The sequence below is a fragment of the Bartonella sp. AU55XJBT genome (assembly GCF_028618525.1).
In genome coordinates this window covers 64,973-83,844 of sequence record NZ_JAQITC010000009.1, presented here as the reverse complement: position 1 = coordinate 83,844, position 18,872 = coordinate 64,973, and the positions used below count along the sequence as shown (strand labels likewise).

14 protein-coding genes and 1 other RNA gene are annotated in these 18,872 nt (G+C 38.9%); 11 read left to right on the top strand and 4 right to left on the bottom strand.

Features of this window, described 5'->3' with window-relative positions; all coding sequences use genetic code 11:
- Positions 1 to 218: 218 nt before the first annotated feature.
- The 3 genes from PVV70_RS06040 (at position 219) to PVV70_RS06030 (ending at position 6,116) form a co-directional block, all read left to right on the top strand.
- A complete protein-coding gene (locus tag PVV70_RS06040; RefSeq protein WP_273758387.1) occupies positions 219 to 1,526 on the top strand; it encodes an MFS family transporter in 1,308 nt (435 codons plus the stop codon).
- A 1,451-nt stretch (positions 1,527 to 2,977) separates the two neighbouring features.
- A complete protein-coding gene (locus PVV70_RS06035) occupies positions 2,978 to 4,285 on the top strand; it encodes an MFS family transporter (RefSeq protein WP_273758369.1) in 1,308 nt (435 codons plus the stop codon).
- Between the two features lie 523 nt (positions 4,286 to 4,808).
- Complete coding sequence (locus PVV70_RS06030) at positions 4,809 to 6,116, top strand: MFS transporter (protein ID WP_273758368.1); 1,308 nt, start codon at positions 4,809 to 4,811, stop codon at positions 6,114 to 6,116.
- Positions 6,117 to 6,183: 67 nt separating this feature from the next.
- Here the strand turns inward: PVV70_RS06030 and PVV70_RS06025 are convergent, their stop codons facing one another.
- Positions 6,184 to 6,489 (bottom strand): DUF2853 family protein, encoded by a 306-nt coding sequence (locus PVV70_RS06025; protein ID WP_273758367.1) that lies wholly within the window; start codon positions 6,487 to 6,489, stop codon positions 6,184 to 6,186.
- A gap of 96 nt (positions 6,490 to 6,585) precedes the next feature.
- On the opposite strand from PVV70_RS06025, the gene ssrA reads away from it, so the two are divergent.
- From ssrA to PVV70_RS06000, 5 genes are all read left to right on the top strand, one after another.
- Positions 6,586 to 6,942, top strand: a transfer-messenger RNA (tmRNA) gene (ssrA, locus tag PVV70_RS06020).
- A gap of 172 nt (positions 6,943 to 7,114) precedes the next feature.
- The gene (locus tag PVV70_RS06015) at positions 7,115 to 7,660 is read left to right on the top strand and encodes an SspB family protein (protein ID WP_273758366.1); all 546 of its coding nucleotides are present in this window, start codon (positions 7,115 to 7,117) and stop codon (positions 7,658 to 7,660) included.
- Between the two features lie 8 nt (positions 7,661 to 7,668).
- Positions 7,669 to 7,851 (top strand): DUF4169 family protein, encoded by a 183-nt coding sequence (locus PVV70_RS06010; RefSeq protein ID WP_273758365.1) that lies wholly within the window; start codon positions 7,669 to 7,671, stop codon positions 7,849 to 7,851.
- A 10-nt stretch (positions 7,852 to 7,861) separates the two neighbouring features.
- Entirely contained in the window at positions 7,862 to 8,113 is a 252-nt protein-coding gene (locus tag PVV70_RS06005; RefSeq protein ID WP_273758364.1) for a ribbon-helix-helix domain-containing protein, read from the top strand.
- Between the two features lie 109 nt (positions 8,114 to 8,222).
- The gene (locus PVV70_RS06000; protein ID WP_273758363.1) at positions 8,223 to 10,559 is read left to right on the top strand and encodes an ATP-dependent helicase; all 2,337 of its coding nucleotides are present in this window, start codon (positions 8,223 to 8,225) and stop codon (positions 10,557 to 10,559) included.
- Between the two features lie 42 nt (positions 10,560 to 10,601).
- On the opposite strand, the gene PVV70_RS05995 is transcribed toward PVV70_RS06000, so the two are convergent.
- Entirely contained in the window at positions 10,602 to 11,243 is a 642-nt protein-coding gene (locus PVV70_RS05995) for a DapH/DapD/GlmU-related protein (RefSeq protein ID WP_273758362.1), read from the bottom strand.
- Between the two features lie 138 nt (positions 11,244 to 11,381).
- Here PVV70_RS05995 and PVV70_RS05990 point away from each other — a divergent pair, with 138 nt between their 5' ends.
- Genes PVV70_RS05990 through PVV70_RS05980 form a run of 3 tightly spaced genes read left to right on the top strand, consistent with a single transcriptional unit; the run spans position 11,382 to position 14,707 of the window.
- Positions 11,382 to 11,963: an SCO family protein gene (locus tag PVV70_RS05990; protein WP_273758361.1), complete on the top strand. Its 582-nt coding sequence runs from the start codon at positions 11,382 to 11,384 to the stop codon at positions 11,961 to 11,963.
- A 30-nt stretch (positions 11,964 to 11,993) separates the two neighbouring features.
- Positions 11,994 to 12,863, top strand: coding sequence for a 50S ribosomal protein L11 methyltransferase (locus tag PVV70_RS05985; RefSeq protein ID WP_273758360.1), 870 nt, complete (start codon positions 11,994 to 11,996; stop codon positions 12,861 to 12,863).
- A 17-nt stretch (positions 12,864 to 12,880) separates the two neighbouring features.
- A complete protein-coding gene (locus PVV70_RS05980) occupies positions 12,881 to 14,707 on the top strand; it encodes an aminopeptidase P family protein (protein WP_273758359.1) in 1,827 nt (608 codons plus the stop codon).
- A gap of 226 nt (positions 14,708 to 14,933) precedes the next feature.
- Here the strand turns inward: PVV70_RS05980 and ligA are convergent, their stop codons facing one another.
- Positions 14,934 to 17,093: an NAD-dependent DNA ligase LigA gene (gene ligA / locus PVV70_RS05975; protein WP_273758358.1), complete on the bottom strand. Its 2,160-nt coding sequence runs from the start codon at positions 17,091 to 17,093 to the stop codon at positions 14,934 to 14,936.
- 112 nt (positions 17,094 to 17,205) lie between these two features.
- Positions 17,206 to 18,867: a DNA repair protein RecN gene (recN, locus tag PVV70_RS05970; RefSeq protein WP_273758386.1), complete on the bottom strand. Its 1,662-nt coding sequence runs from the start codon at positions 18,865 to 18,867 to the stop codon at positions 17,206 to 17,208.
- Between the last annotated feature and the right edge of the window lie 5 nt (positions 18,868 to 18,872).

Here is an 18,872-nt window from a genome sequence, read left to right as displayed (position 1 = left end):
GGCTATTATGTCCGATTCTTTTCATTATAGAAAATAAAAACTATAAAATCCGTATAAACATAATTCAAATCTTTTTCCGAAAACATCTTACACAAGAAATTATCACGATCTGACTAAAATTTTGATGCAAAAGATAAAATACTATAGACAGCTTCTAAGAAAATAACATAGAGGGATAATGAATAAAGATGGATGAACGTAAAATGAAGGGATTGACTATGGAAAAACAAGAAGCTTTAGCACCACATGATACAAGAAAACGTGTTCTTTCGATCATATCGAGTGCATCAGGGAATCTGGTGGAATGGTATGATTTTTATGTTTATTCTTTTACATCTATTTATTTTGCCTCACAGTTTTTTCCCTCCAATGGAGATGTTGTTACCGAACTTTTAAAATCTTCCTTCGTCTTTTTTATCGGCTTCCTCATGCGTCCAATTGGCGGTTGGCTCTTTGGATTTATTGCAGATCGTTATGGACGTAAACGCTCTTTGCTGATTTCTGTTTTTATGATGTGTGGTGGTTCGTTTCTCATCGCTCTTCTTCCTACATATGAAACGATTGGAGCAGTAGCACCAATTCTTCTCATTTTACTCCGCATGCTTCAAGGACTCTCAGTTGGCGGTGAATACGGAACGACAGCGACTTATATGAGCGAAGTCGCTCTTAAAAAACGTCGCGGTTTCTTTAGCTCGTTTCAATATGCCACGCTCATTGGAGGTCAACTTCTTGCAAGTTTGGTTATGTTTATTCTAGCCCTCTATCTCTCTGAAGATCAATTAAAAGCATGGGGCTGGCGTATTCCTTTTGCGATTGGTGGATGTGGCGCAATTGTTGCGATTTATCTGCGTCGTTCACTTCATGAAACAACCACTAAAGAAAGCCGCTCTAAAAAACAAGCTGGTAGTCTTAAAGAACTTCTACGCAATCATGGAAAAGCCTTCCTTTTAGTCATTGGTTTTACAGCTGGTGGATCACTCATATTTTACACTAGCACAACCTATATGCAAAAATATCTGATCACAACGAGTGGATTTGATAAACACACTGCTAATACAATAATGACCGCTGCACTGTTTGTTTTTATGTTACTCCAACCCCTTTTTGGTTCTTTAGCGGACAAAATTGGTACAAGAACTTCACTGCTTATTTGGAGTACCCTGTCCATCATCTTTATCGTCCCAGGGCTTAGAACCATAGGGAGCACTCATGACACGTGGATTGCACTCTTAATCGTTATAGGAATGCTGTGTATTTTGAGTTTTTATACATCCGTCTCTGGTATCGTAAAAGCAGAAATGTTTCCTGCTTCAGTACGCGCCATGGGAGTTGGACTTTCTTATGCCATTGCTAACGCACTATTTGGTGGTTCAGCTGAAGCTGTTGCACTTGAATTTAAAAAAATCGGCTATGAATCTATATTCCATTTTTACATAGCCGGCATGATGATCATTGCCTTCATCGCAATTCTCTTAATGCCAGATGCTCGCAAAAAAGGGTATTTACAAGGAAATGATATCGATTAACTTTTAATCCTAACAAAAAAGCCCAGTATTCTGGGCTTTTTTTATATCTGTTCTACGGAAATTTAAAGCTTACAATTTTTTATTTTTATCCCTATAAACACGCTAAAGAAGAAATTTTCTCTCCTCCCGCATGGGATGCTTATAAAAAACGAACGGCTCCGCATTGTTATCAAAGAGATGCTTCTTTCGCTGAATTGAGTTCACTGAAGATAAGAAACGTTTGATTTATTTTAATACTTCTATTCCTCATCAAAACCGAAGCCAAACGATCATCTTTCAAGAAATTTTATCAATAATAAATGATACATTGTCTCATGCTATTGTTTAATACGCTCTTTAATGGACCCCATATGCAAAACAAAGCCCCATGAAAAATAGAAAATACCATTATGTTATGAATTCCGGCACTTTTTTAAGAAACATTTCTCAAATATACCCAAGTCCATTTCATAATGGCGTCTGTGAATAGCATAAAGGGAAAGCCCTCTAAAAAGGGGGGAATTGCACAACATATTGATTTGCAATGATATATTTAGCATCTTTCAACTTGAACTAGGCCCCAGTATCACGTAGAATTTTCTCATTTGACGTTTGTTTTATGTTGAATCACTCAAAACACCCCTCGCTTGCACATTACAAGGAGAGGAAAAGCCATGTTGGATAAAATTGTACAAGAAAAGGGCTAAAAATGCCTCTTATAAACCGTTTCAAAAACTCAAGGGCTCAAGAGCTGCTTAACATTGCGGACCAACCTCTTCACGCTTAATATTAATAAAAGTGCAAGCCGCTATCATTATACTATTTGTTAGCCTACTATACTATATTCTCTAGTCCTTAAGATTGCACATTCCCTTGATACTTAAGATAGTTCATCAAGAGATTTTTACCTACACACCAACCTCACATCTAATAGCCAATAACACCATTTTACGACACAACATCAAACCTATAAAGCCAAAGAGCATCTATATCCTCACAAACACTCTCATATGCAAATAATTCACCATGAAACAAAAAACAATTTCCTTAAAAGATCACCAAAAGCACACGATTGACACAATACACCATAAGCCCAAAACAGCATTAATCACTCTAGAAAAAATCTTACAGTGAAACCACAAAAATGAAGTATGCAAGATCATTTTTTTACCATCATAAGTTTTTAACCTATACATTAGCCTTTATAAAATAATATTTAATGATTACCAAAAGTATAAATTAAATTATAACTCATAATATAATTTAGTTTAAATTTACTTTATTTATATTAATATAAATATTGTTTATTTTTTTAAGTTACAAAGCAAAGCTCTTTAAAAAAATAAAAATACAACAAATGATCTTAAAGTGTTTCCCTAAGAAATTATCATGATACAATTATGTTTCTATGATACACATCGTCAACAACTTTAACGAGTAGAAAAGTTATCAATATAAAAGGGGAAAAATTCATGAATCACCAAACAACTTTAGATCCACATGATACAAGAAAACGTATTTTTGCTATCATATCCAGCGCATCAGGAAATCTGGTAGAATGGTACGACTTTTATGCTTACTCCTTTGCATCGGTTTATTTTGCATCACAATTTTTTCCTAACGATAATGATACCGTTACACAACTATTAAAAACTGCAGGAATATTTTTTATTGGCTTTCTTATGCGCCCTATTGGTGCATGGTTATTTGGATACATTGCCGACCGTTATGGACGTAAACGCTCAATGCTTATTTCTGTTTTTATGATGTGTGGGGGATCTTTCCTTATTGCCATACTTCCCACTTACGAAACCTTGGGAATAACAGCAGCATTTCTTCTCCTTTTAGTCCGAATGTTTCAAGGACTTTCCGTTGGCGGTGAATATGGTACAGCAGCCACTTATATGAGCGAAGTTGCACCCAAAAATCATCGTGGTCTCTTTGCTTCTTTTCAATATGCAACAACGATCTCAGGTCAACTTCTCGCAAGTTTTATAATATTTATTTTAGCCATTTACCTTACTGAAGATCAGTTAAAAGCGTGGGGATGGCGTATTCCTTTTGTCATTGGTGGTTTTGGAGCAATCGTTTCAATTTATCTGCGAAGCTTACTTCATGAAACAACAACCCTCAAAAGCCGCTCTGAACAACATGCTGGTAGTCTTAGAGAGCTTTTTCGCAATCATAAAAAAGCTTTCTTTTTGGTTGTTGGCTTTACAGCTGGCGGATCACTCACATTTTATACATACACCACTTATATGCAAAAATATCTGATCACAACTACTGGTTTTGATAAACAAACCGCAACAACGATCATGACTGCTGCCCTCTTCGTTTTTGTGTTATTCCAACCTCTTTTAGGTGCCTTCGCCGACAAAGTTGGAGCACGATTTTCACTCATCAGTTGGAGTGTATTATCCATTATCTGCACCATTCCTGTCCTTAAAATGATTGGAAATACCCATAACGCATGGACAGCACTCTTCATCATTATTGGCATACTCTGTATTATGAGTTTTTATACTTCCATCGCCGGTATCATAAAAGCAGAATTGTTTCCCGCTTCAATCCGAGCAATTGGTGTTGGATTTGCTTTTGCCATCGGGAATGCACTCTTTGGCGGTTCTGCTGAATATGTAGCGCTTGGATTAAAAAATATGGGACACGAATCTGTTTTCTTTTTTTACATCGTTGGAATGATGATCATTGCCCTCATCTCCATTCTCATGATGCCCGATATCGATAAAGGAGGATATCTGAAAGATGATGAGATCCATTAAATTTTTACACACAATAAAAAGCCCAAGAACTTGGGCTTTTTATGAATGTTATAAAGCCTTTTAAAAAACAACAAACATAAAATAATTCATTTTCGACCGTTTCCATACAGGAAAAACATTATGCTTCTTGCATAAGGTGGAGAATCTATAAATCTATATTATTGAGATTTTTCAAAGATCTTTAATCACGAAGCGACAAGACCATAAAAATTACATAACTTCTTTGCACTGTTCAAATATCCTATAGAAAATTCTTAAGCCAGTCATTTAAGCACTCTTTTTACCAACATTTCATCCCGCTTAAATCTCCTTTTCAATGCCCCCTTCCCCTTACATTCGCTGTGATGCACTTTATTCTACAACGCAATAACGCCCTCAAAAGGCTCAAAACCTATATACAAACAGACTCTCTTAAATAGCTTTCATAAGAAATTACTATGGTACAATTAAATTTTAGTGATACAAATCATAAAACAAACTGAATAATAAAAAATAAATTATAAATCTAAAAGGGGAACATTTCATGAAAAGTGAAACAACTTCAGCATCACAAGATGCAAAAAAACGTGTTTTTGCTATTATAGCAAGCGCATCAGGAAATCTCGTAGAATGGTATGATTTTTACGTTTATTCATTTGCATCGATTTATTTTGCCTCACAATTTTTTCCTTCAGATGGTGATACAATTACGCCACTGTTGAAAACTGCTGGGGTATTTTTTATTGGCTTTCTTATGCGCCCTATTGGAGCTTGGTTTTTAGGATTTGTTGCCGATCGTTATGGACGTAAACGCTCAATGCTTGTATCCATTTTTATGATGTGTGGTGGCTCTTTTTTCATTGCCATACTCCCCACTTATGAAACTTGGGGAATAACATCAGCAATCCTTTTACTTTTAGCTCGAATGATGCAAGGACTTTCAGCGGGTGGCGAATATGGTACAGCAGCCACTTATATGAGCGAAGTAGCCCTCAAAAAGCATCGTGGGCTTTTTGCTTCTTTTCAATCCGCCACCCTTATTACAGGACAGCTTCTTGCCAGTTTCATTATATTTATTTTAGCCATTTACCTTACTGAAGATCAGTTAAAAGCATGGGGCTGGCGTATTCCTTTTGTGATTGGTGGATGTGGAGCACTGGTTGCGATTTATTTACGTCGTTCGCTCCACGAAACAACCACGAAAGAAAGCCGCTCTCACAAACACTCTGGTAGTCTTAAAGAACTTCTCACCAAACATACAAAAGCCGTTGTCGTGATTGCATGCTTTGCATCAGGAGGATCACTCACATTTTATACCTTTACGACTTATATGCAGAAGTATCTGATCACCACCACCGGCTTTGATAAACATACCGCAACAACGATCATGACAGCTGTACTGTTTATTTTCATCCTGTTCCAACCCATAGCCGGTATTATAGCTGATAAAATTGGAACAAAAACTTTACTCATCATTTGGAGTATACTCTCTGCACTCTTTACGTTTCCTGGGCTTTGGATCGTCGGTAACACCCATAGTATATTGGTTGCCTTCTCTGTTATTATTGGCTTGCTCTTCATTATGAGCATGTATACATCCATCTCTGGTGTCGTAAAATCAGCTATGTTTCCCTCTTCCATACGTGCATTAGGTGTCAGCATCTCTCATGCCATTGGGAATGCCTTATTTGGTGGTTCTGCTGAATACGTTGCGCTTGGATTAAAAAAACACGGTTATGAATCACTCTTTTATTTTTACATAACCATTGTAATGATCATGGCTTTCATTGCGCTTCTCTTTGTCCCAAGTATGCGTAAAGGAGGATACCTCCAAGACGATGAAAAACGTTAACGCTCTCTATAAACGAAAAAGCCCAAGAAATTGGGCTTTTTTATCATTATCACAAATTTAATATTGTTTAAATTTTATCAAGTGCATTGAGTTGCTTAGCGACTAAATAATAAAAAGTTACACGACTTTTTCTACGCTCTCCAGACATCATCTCAGCAACTTTTGAAACAGCCATTTTAGCACTCTTCTCATCAGCTTCTAAAACATCTTGAACCCATTTTTCAACACGTTCTAACTCTTTTGGATCCGATGTTGCAACAAGCGCTGCATCCTGCTTTTTCATCACCAAAGCTAAACGACGGCTAAGCCGTTCGACTGCTGCTATATCGGGATTTGGATCATATAGTTTAATATCTGCTAGATTATTTGTCATTTTGCATCATCTCCTCTTCAAAAATGAGCGGCTATACTGTCCAGCCGCATCATATAGCTCCATAAATAATTAGAGGATTAAAAATATTAACAACCCCCCCTTTTCCTACGACTGTTCTTCATCTATATTTAAAGGGCTGGCTTACCAGCTATGGTAATAAATGGACGGTGAAATAAACCTATTGGACCCGGGGGCGGTACCCGGCGCCTCCACCAAAGTATAAACCACCAAAATTATATTTTGGTGGGGGCGAAATAGGATCGACAAGGGTGTAAAGATCGCTCTTTTACTCGGCATTGTACCACCGTTATCGGGCTAAATGAGTAGTTGCAAATGACAACTATGCGGAAGCACGTCTCGCCGCTTAAGGTGGTGTGAATGTTTCAAATTGACTCTTAAACCGTCGCAGGTTTAAGCGGGGTTGGAAGGCACCTGGCAACAGAAGCCTTCACTTTTTAAAATGTTATTGATTGATCTTTGAGACATTATCAGACATTATTTTTCGTGTTTTTTTCGATTCAATGAGGTACCTCATAGACAAAATACTGCTGATTTTTAAATATATTCTCTTACACAAGATCAATACGAGCCATTCTGCTACGTGAAATAAAAGGAATAAACTTCGATGGTTAAAGATCAAATCCGTTACGATATTCTCGTTCAGGATGCGCTTCGTGGAGTTATCCGTAAAGTTTTATCAGAAGTTGCTAAAGCAGGACTTCCGGGAAATCATCATTTTTTTATAACTTTTTTTACAAATGCCCCAGGCGTTAAAATTTCTCCTCGGCTAAAAAATCGCTATCCTGAACAAATGACAATCGTCTTGCAACATCAGTTTAGAGATCTCAGTGTTTCAGAAACAGCCTTCGAAGTGACCCTCTCTTTCAGAGAAATTACCGAAAAACTTGTGATTCCTTTTACTTCCATTCAAGTCTTTTACGATCCTGTAGCAACATTTGAAGCAGCATTTGATCTGCCCACAAAACTTCCCACTGTAGAAAGTGAAAATTTAGAAAATACCTCTTCTACACCCACCGCTCCATCAAACAAACAAAAAAAAGAAAATACGCTCACAAAAGAACAAAATCTCAGTGCCAATAAAGAACCCTCCAATAACGATACAAAACAAAGTGCTGATGTTGTCTCTTTAGATTCTTTTCGGAAAAAATAAATTTTCTCATGACTGAACTGATAAATCTTCGCCAATTTCGAAAACAAAAAAGGCGTGCAGAAAAAGCTCTTCATGCTGAGGAAAATCGTTATCGTTTTGGACGGACAAAAACTGAAAAACTTTTCGAGCAACAAAAATCTTTTAAAACGCAAAAATTTCTTGATCAAAATCGTTTACGAAACGACGAATAAAGGGGAGAAAATGAACGAAAGTGTTTCTATTGATTGGTCAAAAGTCATTCCGCAAAAGATATCTGTTCGCGTTGATGGACACGCAACGAGCGTCTCTTTAGAACCGCCATTTTTAGAAATTCTCAAAGATATAGCCCGCAAAAAAGGACAATCTTTAGCCTTTATTATCACTAATATTGATAGCCAAAGACCACAACAAGTCAATCTTTCAGCCTCGTTACGCGTTTACGCTCTTCAAAGTATTCTTACTCAACGTCTTTAAATACTTGCTTTTGTTTTAACATCTCTCTTTGCAATTAAGACGGTTGTGGCTTTAAAAAAGTTTTTTAAACCTAGCGCTTTAATGAAAAAAAGATTACAAAAAAGGTATAATGAATAATCGTTCCGATCACATACCTTTCTTTGAAGAAGATGCCGCCCCCCCCCATGGTGAGGAGAACTCTGGGACTTTTTCTCATGTTCTAAAAGACAAACAATCATATAACATAGACTATTTAGAACAGCTCAATCCAGAACAGCAACAAGCTGTTATGAATACTGAGGGGCCACTTTTAGTTCTTGCAGGTGCTGGTACAGGAAAAACGCGCGTTTTAACAACCCGTATTTCTCACATTCTACGCTCTAGACTGGCCTCTCCTCAACAAATACTTGCTGTCACTTTCACCAACAAAGCAGCCCGTGAAATGAAAACACGTATTGGTGAACTCATTGGTGAAGTTGTTGAAGGGATGCCTTGGCTTGGAACTTTTCATTCCACTGGAGCTAAAATTTTACGCCGCCACGCAGAGCTTATTGATTTAAAAAGAAACTTTACAATTCTTGATAGCGATGATGTTCTCCGACTTTTAAAACAGCTTATTCAAGCTGAGGGATTAGACGATAAGCGTTGGCCCGCACGAAACCTTGCCATGATGATTGATTCTTGGAAAAATCAAGGACTTTCACCAGAGCATCTCTCAAAAAGTGATTCGCATTCCTTTGGCAACGGCATGGGACGAGAACTTTATCGCAGTTATCAAAATCGATTAAAAGATCTTAACGCTTGTGATTTTGGCGATCTTTTGCTTCATTGTATCTCTATCTTCCAACACAATCCAGATATTCTTCGCGAATATCATTCTCAATTTCGCTATATTCTTGTCGATGAATATCAAGATACAAATACAGCACAATATCTTTGGCTTCGCCTTTTGGCACAACATCCTCAAGGTCAAAATGTTAATCTTTGTTGTGTTGGCGATGATGATCAATCCATTTATGGATGGCGTGGTGCAAAAGTCGAGAACATATTACGATTTGAAAAAGATTTTCCTTCTGCCAAAATTATTCGTCTAGAACGCAATTATCGCTCAACATCCCATATTCTTAAAGCCGCCTCCCATCTGATTGCTCATAATGAAGAAAGACTGGGCAAAGTCCTTTTTTCTGCTCAAATAAAGAGTGAGGAAGAAAAAGTAAAAATTCATTCAGCATGGGATTCAGCAGAAGAAGCGCGAGCAATCGGAGAAGAAATCGAGCGCGCCCAACAAAGCGGTCATGCATTAAATCATATGGCTATATTGGTACGTGCATCATTTCAAATGCGTGAATTTGAAGATCGCTTTGTAACGCTTGGCCTTAACTATCGCGTCATTGGTGGTCCTCGTTTTTATGAGCGAATGGAAATACGTGATGCCATGGCTTATTTACGCGTTGTTGTCCACCCTGCTGATGATTTAGCTTTTGAGCGTATTATTAATACACCTAAACGCGGCATAGGCGATGCAACCCTGCGCATTCTTTATGAGAGTGCGCGCGCACGTGCTGTTTCTCTTTTTTCCGCTGCCGCTGATATCATTGAAACAGACGAGTTAAAACCTAAAGCACGCAGTGCTTTACGAAGCCTCATTGAAAACTTCCGCCGCTGGCAAAATATGCTGCAATGCACTCCTCACAGAGAGCTTGCCGAGATCATTCTTGATGATTCTGGTTATACAACCATGTGGTTAGAAGATCGCTCACCAGAAGCGCCCACACGACTAGAGAACCTTAAAGAAATGATCCGTTCCATGGAACAATTTGAAAATCTTCAAAGCTTTTTAGAACATGTTGCACTGGTTATGGAAACGGAAAATAATGAAAACATGGATGCCGTCAACATCATGACACTTCATTCCGCTAAAGGGCTTGAATTTGAAACAGTTTTTCTTCCAGGTTGGGAAGAAGGACTCTTTCCCCATCAGCGCTCATTAGATGAAGGTGGACGTTCAGGATTAGAAGAAGAACGGCGTCTTGCTTATGTGGGGCTTACAAGAGCAAAAAAATATCTGCATATATGGTTTGTATCCAACCGCAGAGTTCACGGACTTTGGCAACCTGCTCTTCCCTCCCGTTTTCTAGATGAATTACCAGCAGAACATGTAGAAGCCGTAGCCATGGACACATCTTATGGTGGTTATGGAAAATACTCCTTTCAACATCAAGACTCCTTTTATAATGACTATGCAACACCAAGACAAAAACGTGCACAAAAAAACAAAAATATTGAAGGCAAAGTTATCGCTCAATCAGTCTCTGACGCACCATCAAATTTTGCAATCAATGATCGAATTTTTCATATAAAGTTCGGTTATGGTCATATCACTGCAATAGATGATCATAAATTGACAATAATGTTTGAAAAAGCTGGAGAAAAGCGTGTACTGGATAATTTTGTAGACAAAGCTTAACGAAAAAAACCACAATCAGTTTTTTCAAAAGACCACTTTATTTTATTCTGAATGTCCTTTCCATTTGCGAACAAAAGCTTCAATGGGTAAATTTTGCATATCAGGCAATGCGTTGTGAATTTTATCAAGCGGCCAATCCCACCAAGCCATATCTAAAAGATCTTCTATCAGATGAGTGGAAAAACGCATCCGCAAGCGTTTAGCCGGAACTCCAACAACAATCGTATAAGGCATCACATTTTTTGTTATAACAGCATTAGCTCCAATAACTGCCCCATGTCCCACTGTTATCCCAGGCATAATAACCGCTCCGTGCCCAATCCACACATCATGCCCAATGATAACACGTTTTGCACAACGCCTTTCGCGAAAAGAACAATCGAGTGACCTATAACGAAAATATTCATTTGGCCGATAGGTTATTTTATGGGTTGAAAGGCGCTCCATGGGATGCTCCAACGCATTTATCCGTACATGAGATGCAATAGAACAAAAACGACCAATATCGCTATAAATAGCCTCACTGTTACGGTATAAATAAGAAAAATCCCCAACGATTACATCCCGCAAAATTACTCGCTCATTAATTTCCACATAGCGACCTAATTTACAACCATGCAACCGTGCCGTTGTGTGAATACGCGGTTTACTTTCATGGAATCGAAGATCATTCTCAATATTCATTTAGCTTTCACCAATTTTTGTCCGATAATTAACACAAGAGACATAACCATCAGATGAGCAAAATCAACCATGAAACAAAGATTGCAAAACAAACCAGCCAATGCTAGAATTTTTTAGCGCTTTTAAGAGAGACAAGCTATGAAAAATGTAATCCGCATCTTAGGACTAACAGTTGTATTTCTTACGGGGATTTTTATTTATGATACATTGATCAATAAACCTTTAGGTGATGACTTTACTCTCACCGATTCAAATGGACAAACTGTTACGCAAGCTGATATTCGCAGTAAACCTTCAATTATTTTCTTCGGTTTTACGATGTGCCCTGAAATCTGTCCTACAACATTGATGAATCTTGATCGATGGTTAACGGCTCTTGGACCAAAGGCTGATAAATTAGGAATATGGTTTGTTACTGTTGATCCTGAACGAGATACACCAGAAGCACTTCATGAATATCTCAGTAATTTTACCAATAAAATTATTGGTATTAGCGGAGAGCCTGAGAAAGTTCATAAAATGATCAATTCCTTTAATATTTTTGCTGAAAAAGTACCAGGAACAGATGGGAACTACACTTACGATCATACAGCAGCAATTTTTTTGCTTAAAAAAGGTGGCAAACTCGCTGGTATTATTCCTTATGAACCCAAAGAAGACGATAATGAGTTAAAAGACGAAATCGCCATTGAGCGACTCAAAAAACTTGTCTCAAACTAAATAAAAAGCCAATCATAAAGAAAGAACAAGATGTCACAGCAAATTCGTCTGTATTATACTGCTTTTAAAAGTGAAGCAGAGCGATTTTATACGCTTATAGAAGCAGCTTTTGACGAAGCAGGATATCCTTTGGCTCTTACAGAGATAGATGAAAAAAACACCATCTATGAACTTTCACTCTATGTAGACCAAGACAATGAAGAGCGTATTTTGCAACGTTTTGCACAGATCCTTTCTATAGATCCTCATAAAATTAACCATGAAGTTTTACCTAATATTGATTGGGTACAAAAAAGCCTAGAAGGATTACAACCTATACATGCCGGTCCCTTTTTCCTTCATGGAAGCCATAACCGAGACGCCATTCCAGCAAATGTTCTTCCCATTGAAATTGACGCAAATCAAGCTTTTGGCACTGGACATCACGGAACAACAGCCGGTTGTTTGGAAATGATTGCCAAAATAATGCAACACGAAAATCCACAAAATGCCCTTGATCTTGGAACTGGCAGTGGAGTCTTAGCCATTGGCATAGCAAAGCTCAACCCCATAACTATTCTCGCGTCCGATATTGATCCCATTGCTATTAAAGTTGCACAACATAATATTACACTCAATGGCGTAGAAAAATATATTACAGCAATTACAGCAACAGGTTTTGCCCATGATGAAATTGCATCACGTGCGCCCTTTGATCTCATCATTGCCAATATTCTTGCTAATCCGCTTATTGAACTTGCACCAGAAATGGTTCAAGGCCTCCAAACAGGTGGATCACTTGTACTTTCTGGAATTCTTGATGAACAACATGATCTTGTCTTGGAAGCTTATGTAAAACAGGGATTAAAGCATCTTGAAACATACCACCGTCAAGGATGGGTTACGATACATCTGAAATAAATGAAAAGGACGTTGTTATGTATCAATCTTTTGAAGCAACAACAAATCCCAGCCATGCTCTCGAGCGTATTTCATCTCTTCGTAAAGAGCTTGATCGTCTTGGGCTTGATGGTTTTCTTGTTCCCCGTAGCGATGAACATCAAGGAGAATATGTCCCTCCCCATGCTCAACGCTTAAGCTGGCTTACTGGCTTTACGGGTTCAGCAGGGATCGCTCTCATTTTAAAAAATAAAGCTATTATCTTTACTGATGGACGCTACAAACTCCAAGTTCGCCAACAAACTGATCCTCATATTTTTGAATATGAAGATCTCGTAACTTATCCCCCCTCACAATGGCTTGAAAAAAATGGAAAACAACTTTCTATTGGCTTTGATCCATGGCTCCACACCATTGCCGCTACAGATGTATTAAAAAAATCCTTAGAGATAAAAACAGGTGGAAAGCTTATAGCAGTTCAACAAAATCCTATTGATCTTATTTGGCATAATCAACCACCATCACCACAATCTGCCTTATCGATTCACCCTCTCCAATATGCAGGATGGGATAGTGATGAAAAGCTATCTTTAATTCGCAAAGACGTACAACAAGCCCGTGCAGATGCTTTTATTTTTACAGATCCCTCCTCTATTGCATGGATATTCAATATACGTGGCAATGACGTTTCCAATACACCTTTTTCTCTTTGTTTTGCCCTAATACCCGTAGAAGAAACACCAGCCTTATTCATTGATAGCAAAAAGCTTGGTATAAAAGAAAAACAATATCTGGAACGTTATGCAAAATTATATGAACCAGAACAGTTTATTGTAAAGATCAAAGATTATAATCAAAAAGGCATGATTTTTGCTTTAGATCCACAGTTAGCATGCGAAAAGTTACGCACTGTACTTGAAGAGGATGGAAAATCTTTCATAACACTGACCGACCCTGCTGCTCTACCCCGTGCCATTAAAAATAACACAGAACTAGAAGGGGCGCGGAGAGCACATCTGTGCGATGGTATTGCTCTTACCCGTTTTCTTGCTTGGTTAGACAAACAAACACCAAGCACAATAAATGAAATTTCTGCTGCTCAAAAATTAGAAGAATTTCGCATAAATACAGCAAAAGACATGGGGAAAAAACTTGAAGATCTTTCTTTTGATACAATCTCAGCAGCAGGAGAAAATGGAGCTATTATCCATTACCGTGTAACGAATGAAACCAATAAACAACTCAAGTCTGGAGAACTTTATCTTGTGGATTCAGGTGGACAATACCGTGATGGCACCACAGATGTTACACGCACGGTCGCAATTGGGAATATTGGAGAAGAAGAAAAACGCTGTTTTACTCTGGTTCTTAAAGGCATGATTGCTCTTTCAACAGCATGTTTTCCAAAAGGAACACGCGGACAAGATATTGATGTTCTAGCACGCATTGCCTTGTGGAAAGCCGGTTTTGATTATGCCCATGGTACGGGTCATGGTGTTGGATCTTATCTCTCTGTTCATGAAGGGCCACAAAATATTTCGCGCAGAGGGTGCCAAGAATTGATCCCTGGAATGATTGTTTCTAATGAGCCTGGATATTATCGTGAAGGTGCTTTTGGTATTCGTATTGAAAATTTACTCATTGTGAAACCAGCACAAAAAATTGCTGATGGAGAGAAAGAAATGCTCTCGTTTGAAACGCTCACCCATTGTCCCATTGATCGAAAGCTCATCCTTCCAGAGCTTTTAACACAAGAAGAGCGACAATGGCTCAATGATTACCATGCACGTGTTTATCAGATGAATGAACCTTATTTAAATGAAGAAGAGAAAGAATGGGCAAAAGAAGCAACCATGCCTCTTTAGCAGCGCAGACATCTTCTAGAAAAAATACTTACACTTTTTTCCAAGCAAAAATCTGCCTTTACTATGAAGAAATATATAAAATCTTTGCATCATCTTATCATCCTGAAAGACAATATTTTACAGTATTAAACAATAATTATAAATTGCCTTTCAATATAAATAAATTGCATCTGATGAGGAAAAATAAAAGACAAGCATATCCATCATGCTTGAGAAGTCATCCTTCTTAACCATAATGTCCCTCAATCAGCTGTAGCCAAGCCTCTTCATCAATAACCTCAACACCTAGATCTTTAGCTTTAGTCAATTTTGATCCCGCTCCAGGTCCTGCAACAAGAAGATCTGTTTTTTTAGAGAGTGAACCGGAAGTCTTTGCCCCTAATCGCTCTGCCAATGCTTTTGCTTCATCGCGTGACATGCGCGTCAAAGTTCCTGTAAAAACAATGATCTTTCCTGCTAACGGTGAAGATGCTGTCAAAACAGGCTCCTCATCAAGAGGAGTTACTTCTTCAAGCAAGACAGCCAAAACCTCACGGTTATGTGCTTCCTTATAAAAATCAACAATTGCACTTCCTACCTGTGGTCCAATTCCTTCGATATTGGTAAGCTCCAGCCAAGCTTCATTGCCTTCTTTATTTTCCTTCTCACATGGCATAAGTGCTCCCAACGCCGCAGTTTCAAAAGCTGTATAAGTTTGATAAGCCCGCGCAAGCCGGCGTGCATTGACCTCTCCAACATGACGAATCCCCAGAGCAAACAAAAAACGACTGAGAGGAATTTTGCGGCGTGCATTAATAGCATCATACAATTTCCGCACTGAAATAGTACCAAAACCCTCCATATTTTCCAAACGTATCAAAGACTTTTCTTGGCGCCGTTCTAAAGTAAAAATATCGGCAGGTGTATGAATACAAAGCGCTTCATCTTGAGCATGGAAAAAAAACTCTACCTGTTTTCTTCCAAGTCCTTCAATATCAAAAGCATTGCGTGCCACAAAATGACGAATCCGCTCAATGGCTTGTGCAGGACAAATAAGCCCCCCCATACAACGACGCACTGCTTCTCCCACTTCACGAACAGCATGGCTTCCACAAGCAGGGCAGAGATGAGGGAAAACAAAAGCAGGAGAATCTTTTTGGCGTTTTTCTAAAACAATATCAACAACTTGAGGAATTACATCACCAGCACGCTGTATAATCACCGTATCGCCGACACGAATATCACGTCCCTCACGAATGGGCTCTCCTTTATGACCAATTCCTTTAATATAATCCTCATTATGCAAACTAGCATTGGTCACCACCACACCACCAACAGTAATAGGAGCAAGACGCGCAACAGGCGTCAAAGCTCCAGTACGCCCCACTTGAATATCAATAGCTTCCAAAAGCGCCATCGCTTTTTCTGCTGGGAATTTATGTGCAATAGCCCAACGCGGCGAACGAGAAACAAACCCCAAACGCTTTTGGAGCATTAAATCATTAATCTTATAAACAATGCCATCAATATCATAGTTTAAAGAATGACGGCATTCTTCGACATCACGATAATAGGAAATAATTTCTTCTACTGTCTTAAAAACTTTTGTTAATGGATTGATAATAAAGCCATATTCTTTGAGATTTTTCATCATCTCCATTTGGCTTTCTGCAAATATTTCACTCACCTCACCACAACCATAAGCAAAAAATCGCAGCTTCCTGTTGGCAGTTATCCGTGAATCCAATTGACGCAGTGAACCAGCCGCCGCATTTCGAGGATTGGCAAAGGTTAACTTACCCTTCTCTTGCTGGCTGATATTAAGCGCTTGGAAATCCTCCCGCCCCATATAAACTTCACCGCGAACCTCAAGAATATCAGGAAATTTGCCTTGTAAAACTTTTGGAATATCAGAAATTGTTCGTGCATTCGCTGTCACATTTTCACCAACAGTCCCATCACCCCGCGTTGCGGCACATACAAGCCGTCCCTTTTCATAGCGCAAAGACAACGATAAACCATCAATTTTTGGCTCCGCTGTTATTTCTAATATTTGTGTTTCTGAAAGCCGTAAAAAACGACGCACACGTTCAACAAATTCAGTGACATCTTCAAAGCTAAACGCATTATCAAGGGAAAGCATCGGTTGTGTATGAACAGATTTTTCAAACTTCTCCGAAACCGGTGCTCCAATTTTATGTGAAGGAGAGTCTATACGAACGAGTTCAGGAAAGAGAGCTTCAATTTCTGCGTTACGTTGGCGAAGAGCATCATATTCAGCATCAGAAATTTCAGGTTGATCATCACGATTATATAGCACATCATGACGCGCAATCTCTTGTGCTAACCACTCTAATTCACTTTCCGCTTCAAGAGCAGTAAGTTTTTTAATTCCGTCCTTTTTCATAAAATCTATTCCAAATGGTGGACTATCGTCATAAAAATCTCAACTCTTTAATCATGAAGTGAATTCAAATGAACACATGCTCTTCAGTTTTTTTATCTTTTCTCAATGATGACTAGGCAAGAAGCTTTTGAGCAGCCGCTCGTGCCTCCTCAGTAATCTGTTCTCCTGCCAACATACGAGCAATTTCTTCTGCACGCTCCTGCTCTTCCATTTTATGAATAGCTGTAACAAAGCGCCCTTTATCATCACTTTCAATCTTTGAAATAAGAAAATGACTATGCGCTTTCGACGCAACTTGGGGTGCGTGCGTAATAGCAAAAACCTGAATCTTTTCCGACAAACGTTGCAACCGTTGGCCAATAGCAGCCGCAACAGCCCCCCCAGCACCTGTATCAATTTCATCAAAAATCAGTGTGGGCGCAGATCCGCGATCAGATAACACAACCTTTAATGCCAATAAAAAACGAGACAATTCACCACCAGAAGCAACACTCAGCATGGGGCCAGCCCGTGTTCCAGGATTTGTCCGCACCCAATATTCAATACGATCACACCCCTCTGCACTTCGTTTTTCAACATCAGTCTGCATTTCAACAATAAATTCTGCCTTTTCTAATTTTAACGCCGGCAACTCAGCCATAACACTTTCAGATAAATGCTTTGCTGTCTCTCGACGCTTTATTGTTAAGGCTTGTGCCAATGTATCATAATTTTTCTGTGCCTCCCTTGCCTCATCTTCAAAACGCGTTAACGTGTTCTGAGCCTCTTCAAAATCAGTAAGTTCAGCATCCATTTTATCGCGTAACTGAACCAATTCATCCGCAGAAACTTGATATTTACGAGCAAAACCGCGAAGCGTAAAAAGGCGTTCTTCTATCCGTTCCAATTCATCAGGTTCAAAATCCAATGCCCGCAGAGCCGTTTCAATCCCTTCCTGTGCTGTTGCAAGTGCATGCAATGCCTCATCAAGAGATTTCACCACTGGTGTAATAAGCTCTTCTGCCTCAGGAATTTTCCGCTCCAAACGCCTTACCAAATTAGAAAGAACGGGTATTGGCGATTTTTGCCCCGTTAAAAGATCATCTGCTTCTTTAATATCCGTCGCTATTTTTTCTAATTTAAGCATATCAGCACGGCGAAGAGAAAGAGTATCTTCTTCACCAACTTGAAAATCAAGTTTTTCAAGCTCTTCTACACATGCCCGAAGATAATCCATCTCACGCGTTGCATTCTCTACTTTAAGACGCTGTTGTTGCAAACGCTCTTCACATTCATGCCATACCCGATAACATTGACGTAAATTTTTCACATCATCTTCAAGCCCACCAAAAGCATCTAATAATTGGCGATGCGTCGCAACATCAACAAGCGCACGATCATCATGCTGTCCATGAATTTCAACCAAGTGATGACCAACACTCCGCATCAATGCAACACTAGATACCTGATCATTGATAAAGACACGACTGCGCCCATCACTTGATTGTACGCGTCGTAAAATAATATCGCCCTCATCATCAAGACCATTCTCACGAATAAGCTGACGTGCAGGATGAGAAAGAGGAACATCAAAAACAGCCGTGACCTGCCCACGGTCAGTACCATGACGTACAAGCGAAGCATCACCCCGCCCCCCCAGAGCAAGTGATAAAGCATCAAGCAATATAGATTTCCCCGCTCCTGTTTCTCCAGTTAAAACCGTTAACCCCGCCGTAAAATGAATATCGAGCGTTTCGATCAAAACAATATTATGAATCGAAAGCTGCACCAGCATGAGAG

Bases quoted from the DNA above. Each gene is read 5' to 3' on its own strand.
- PVV70_RS06040 (WP_273758387.1), top strand. From the start codon at position 219: ATGGAAAAACAAGAAGCTTTAGCACCACATGATACAAGAAAACGTGTT.
- PVV70_RS06035 (WP_273758369.1), top strand. From the start codon at position 2,978: ATGAATCACCAAACAACTTTAGATCCACATGATACAAGAAAACGTATT.
- PVV70_RS06030 (WP_273758368.1), top strand. From the start codon at position 4,809: ATGAAAAGTGAAACAACTTCAGCATCACAAGATGCAAAAAAACGTGTT.
- PVV70_RS06025 (WP_273758367.1), bottom strand. From the start codon at position 6,489: ATGACAAATAATCTAGCAGATATTAAACTATATGATCCAAATCCCGAT.
- PVV70_RS06015 (WP_273758366.1), top strand. From the start codon at position 7,115: ATGGTTAAAGATCAAATCCGTTACGATATTCTCGTTCAGGATGCGCTT.
- PVV70_RS06010 (WP_273758365.1), top strand. From the start codon at position 7,669: ATGACTGAACTGATAAATCTTCGCCAATTTCGAAAACAAAAAAGGCGT.
- PVV70_RS06005 (WP_273758364.1), top strand. From the start codon at position 7,862: ATGAACGAAAGTGTTTCTATTGATTGGTCAAAAGTCATTCCGCAAAAG.
- PVV70_RS06000 (WP_273758363.1), top strand. From the start codon at position 8,223: ATGAATAATCGTTCCGATCACATACCTTTCTTTGAAGAAGATGCCGCC.
- PVV70_RS05995 (WP_273758362.1), bottom strand. From the start codon at position 11,243: ATGAATATTGAGAATGATCTTCGATTCCATGAAAGTAAACCGCGTATT.
- PVV70_RS05990 (WP_273758361.1), top strand. From the start codon at position 11,382: ATGAAAAATGTAATCCGCATCTTAGGACTAACAGTTGTATTTCTTACG.
- PVV70_RS05985 (WP_273758360.1), top strand. From the start codon at position 11,994: ATGTCACAGCAAATTCGTCTGTATTATACTGCTTTTAAAAGTGAAGCA.
- PVV70_RS05980 (WP_273758359.1), top strand. From the start codon at position 12,881: ATGTATCAATCTTTTGAAGCAACAACAAATCCCAGCCATGCTCTCGAG.
- ligA (WP_273758358.1), bottom strand. From the start codon at position 17,093: ATGAAAAAGGACGGAATTAAAAAACTTACTGCTCTTGAAGCGGAAAGT.
- recN (WP_273758386.1), bottom strand. From the start codon at position 18,867: ATGCTGGTGCAGCTTTCGATTCATAATATTGTTTTGATCGAAACGCTC.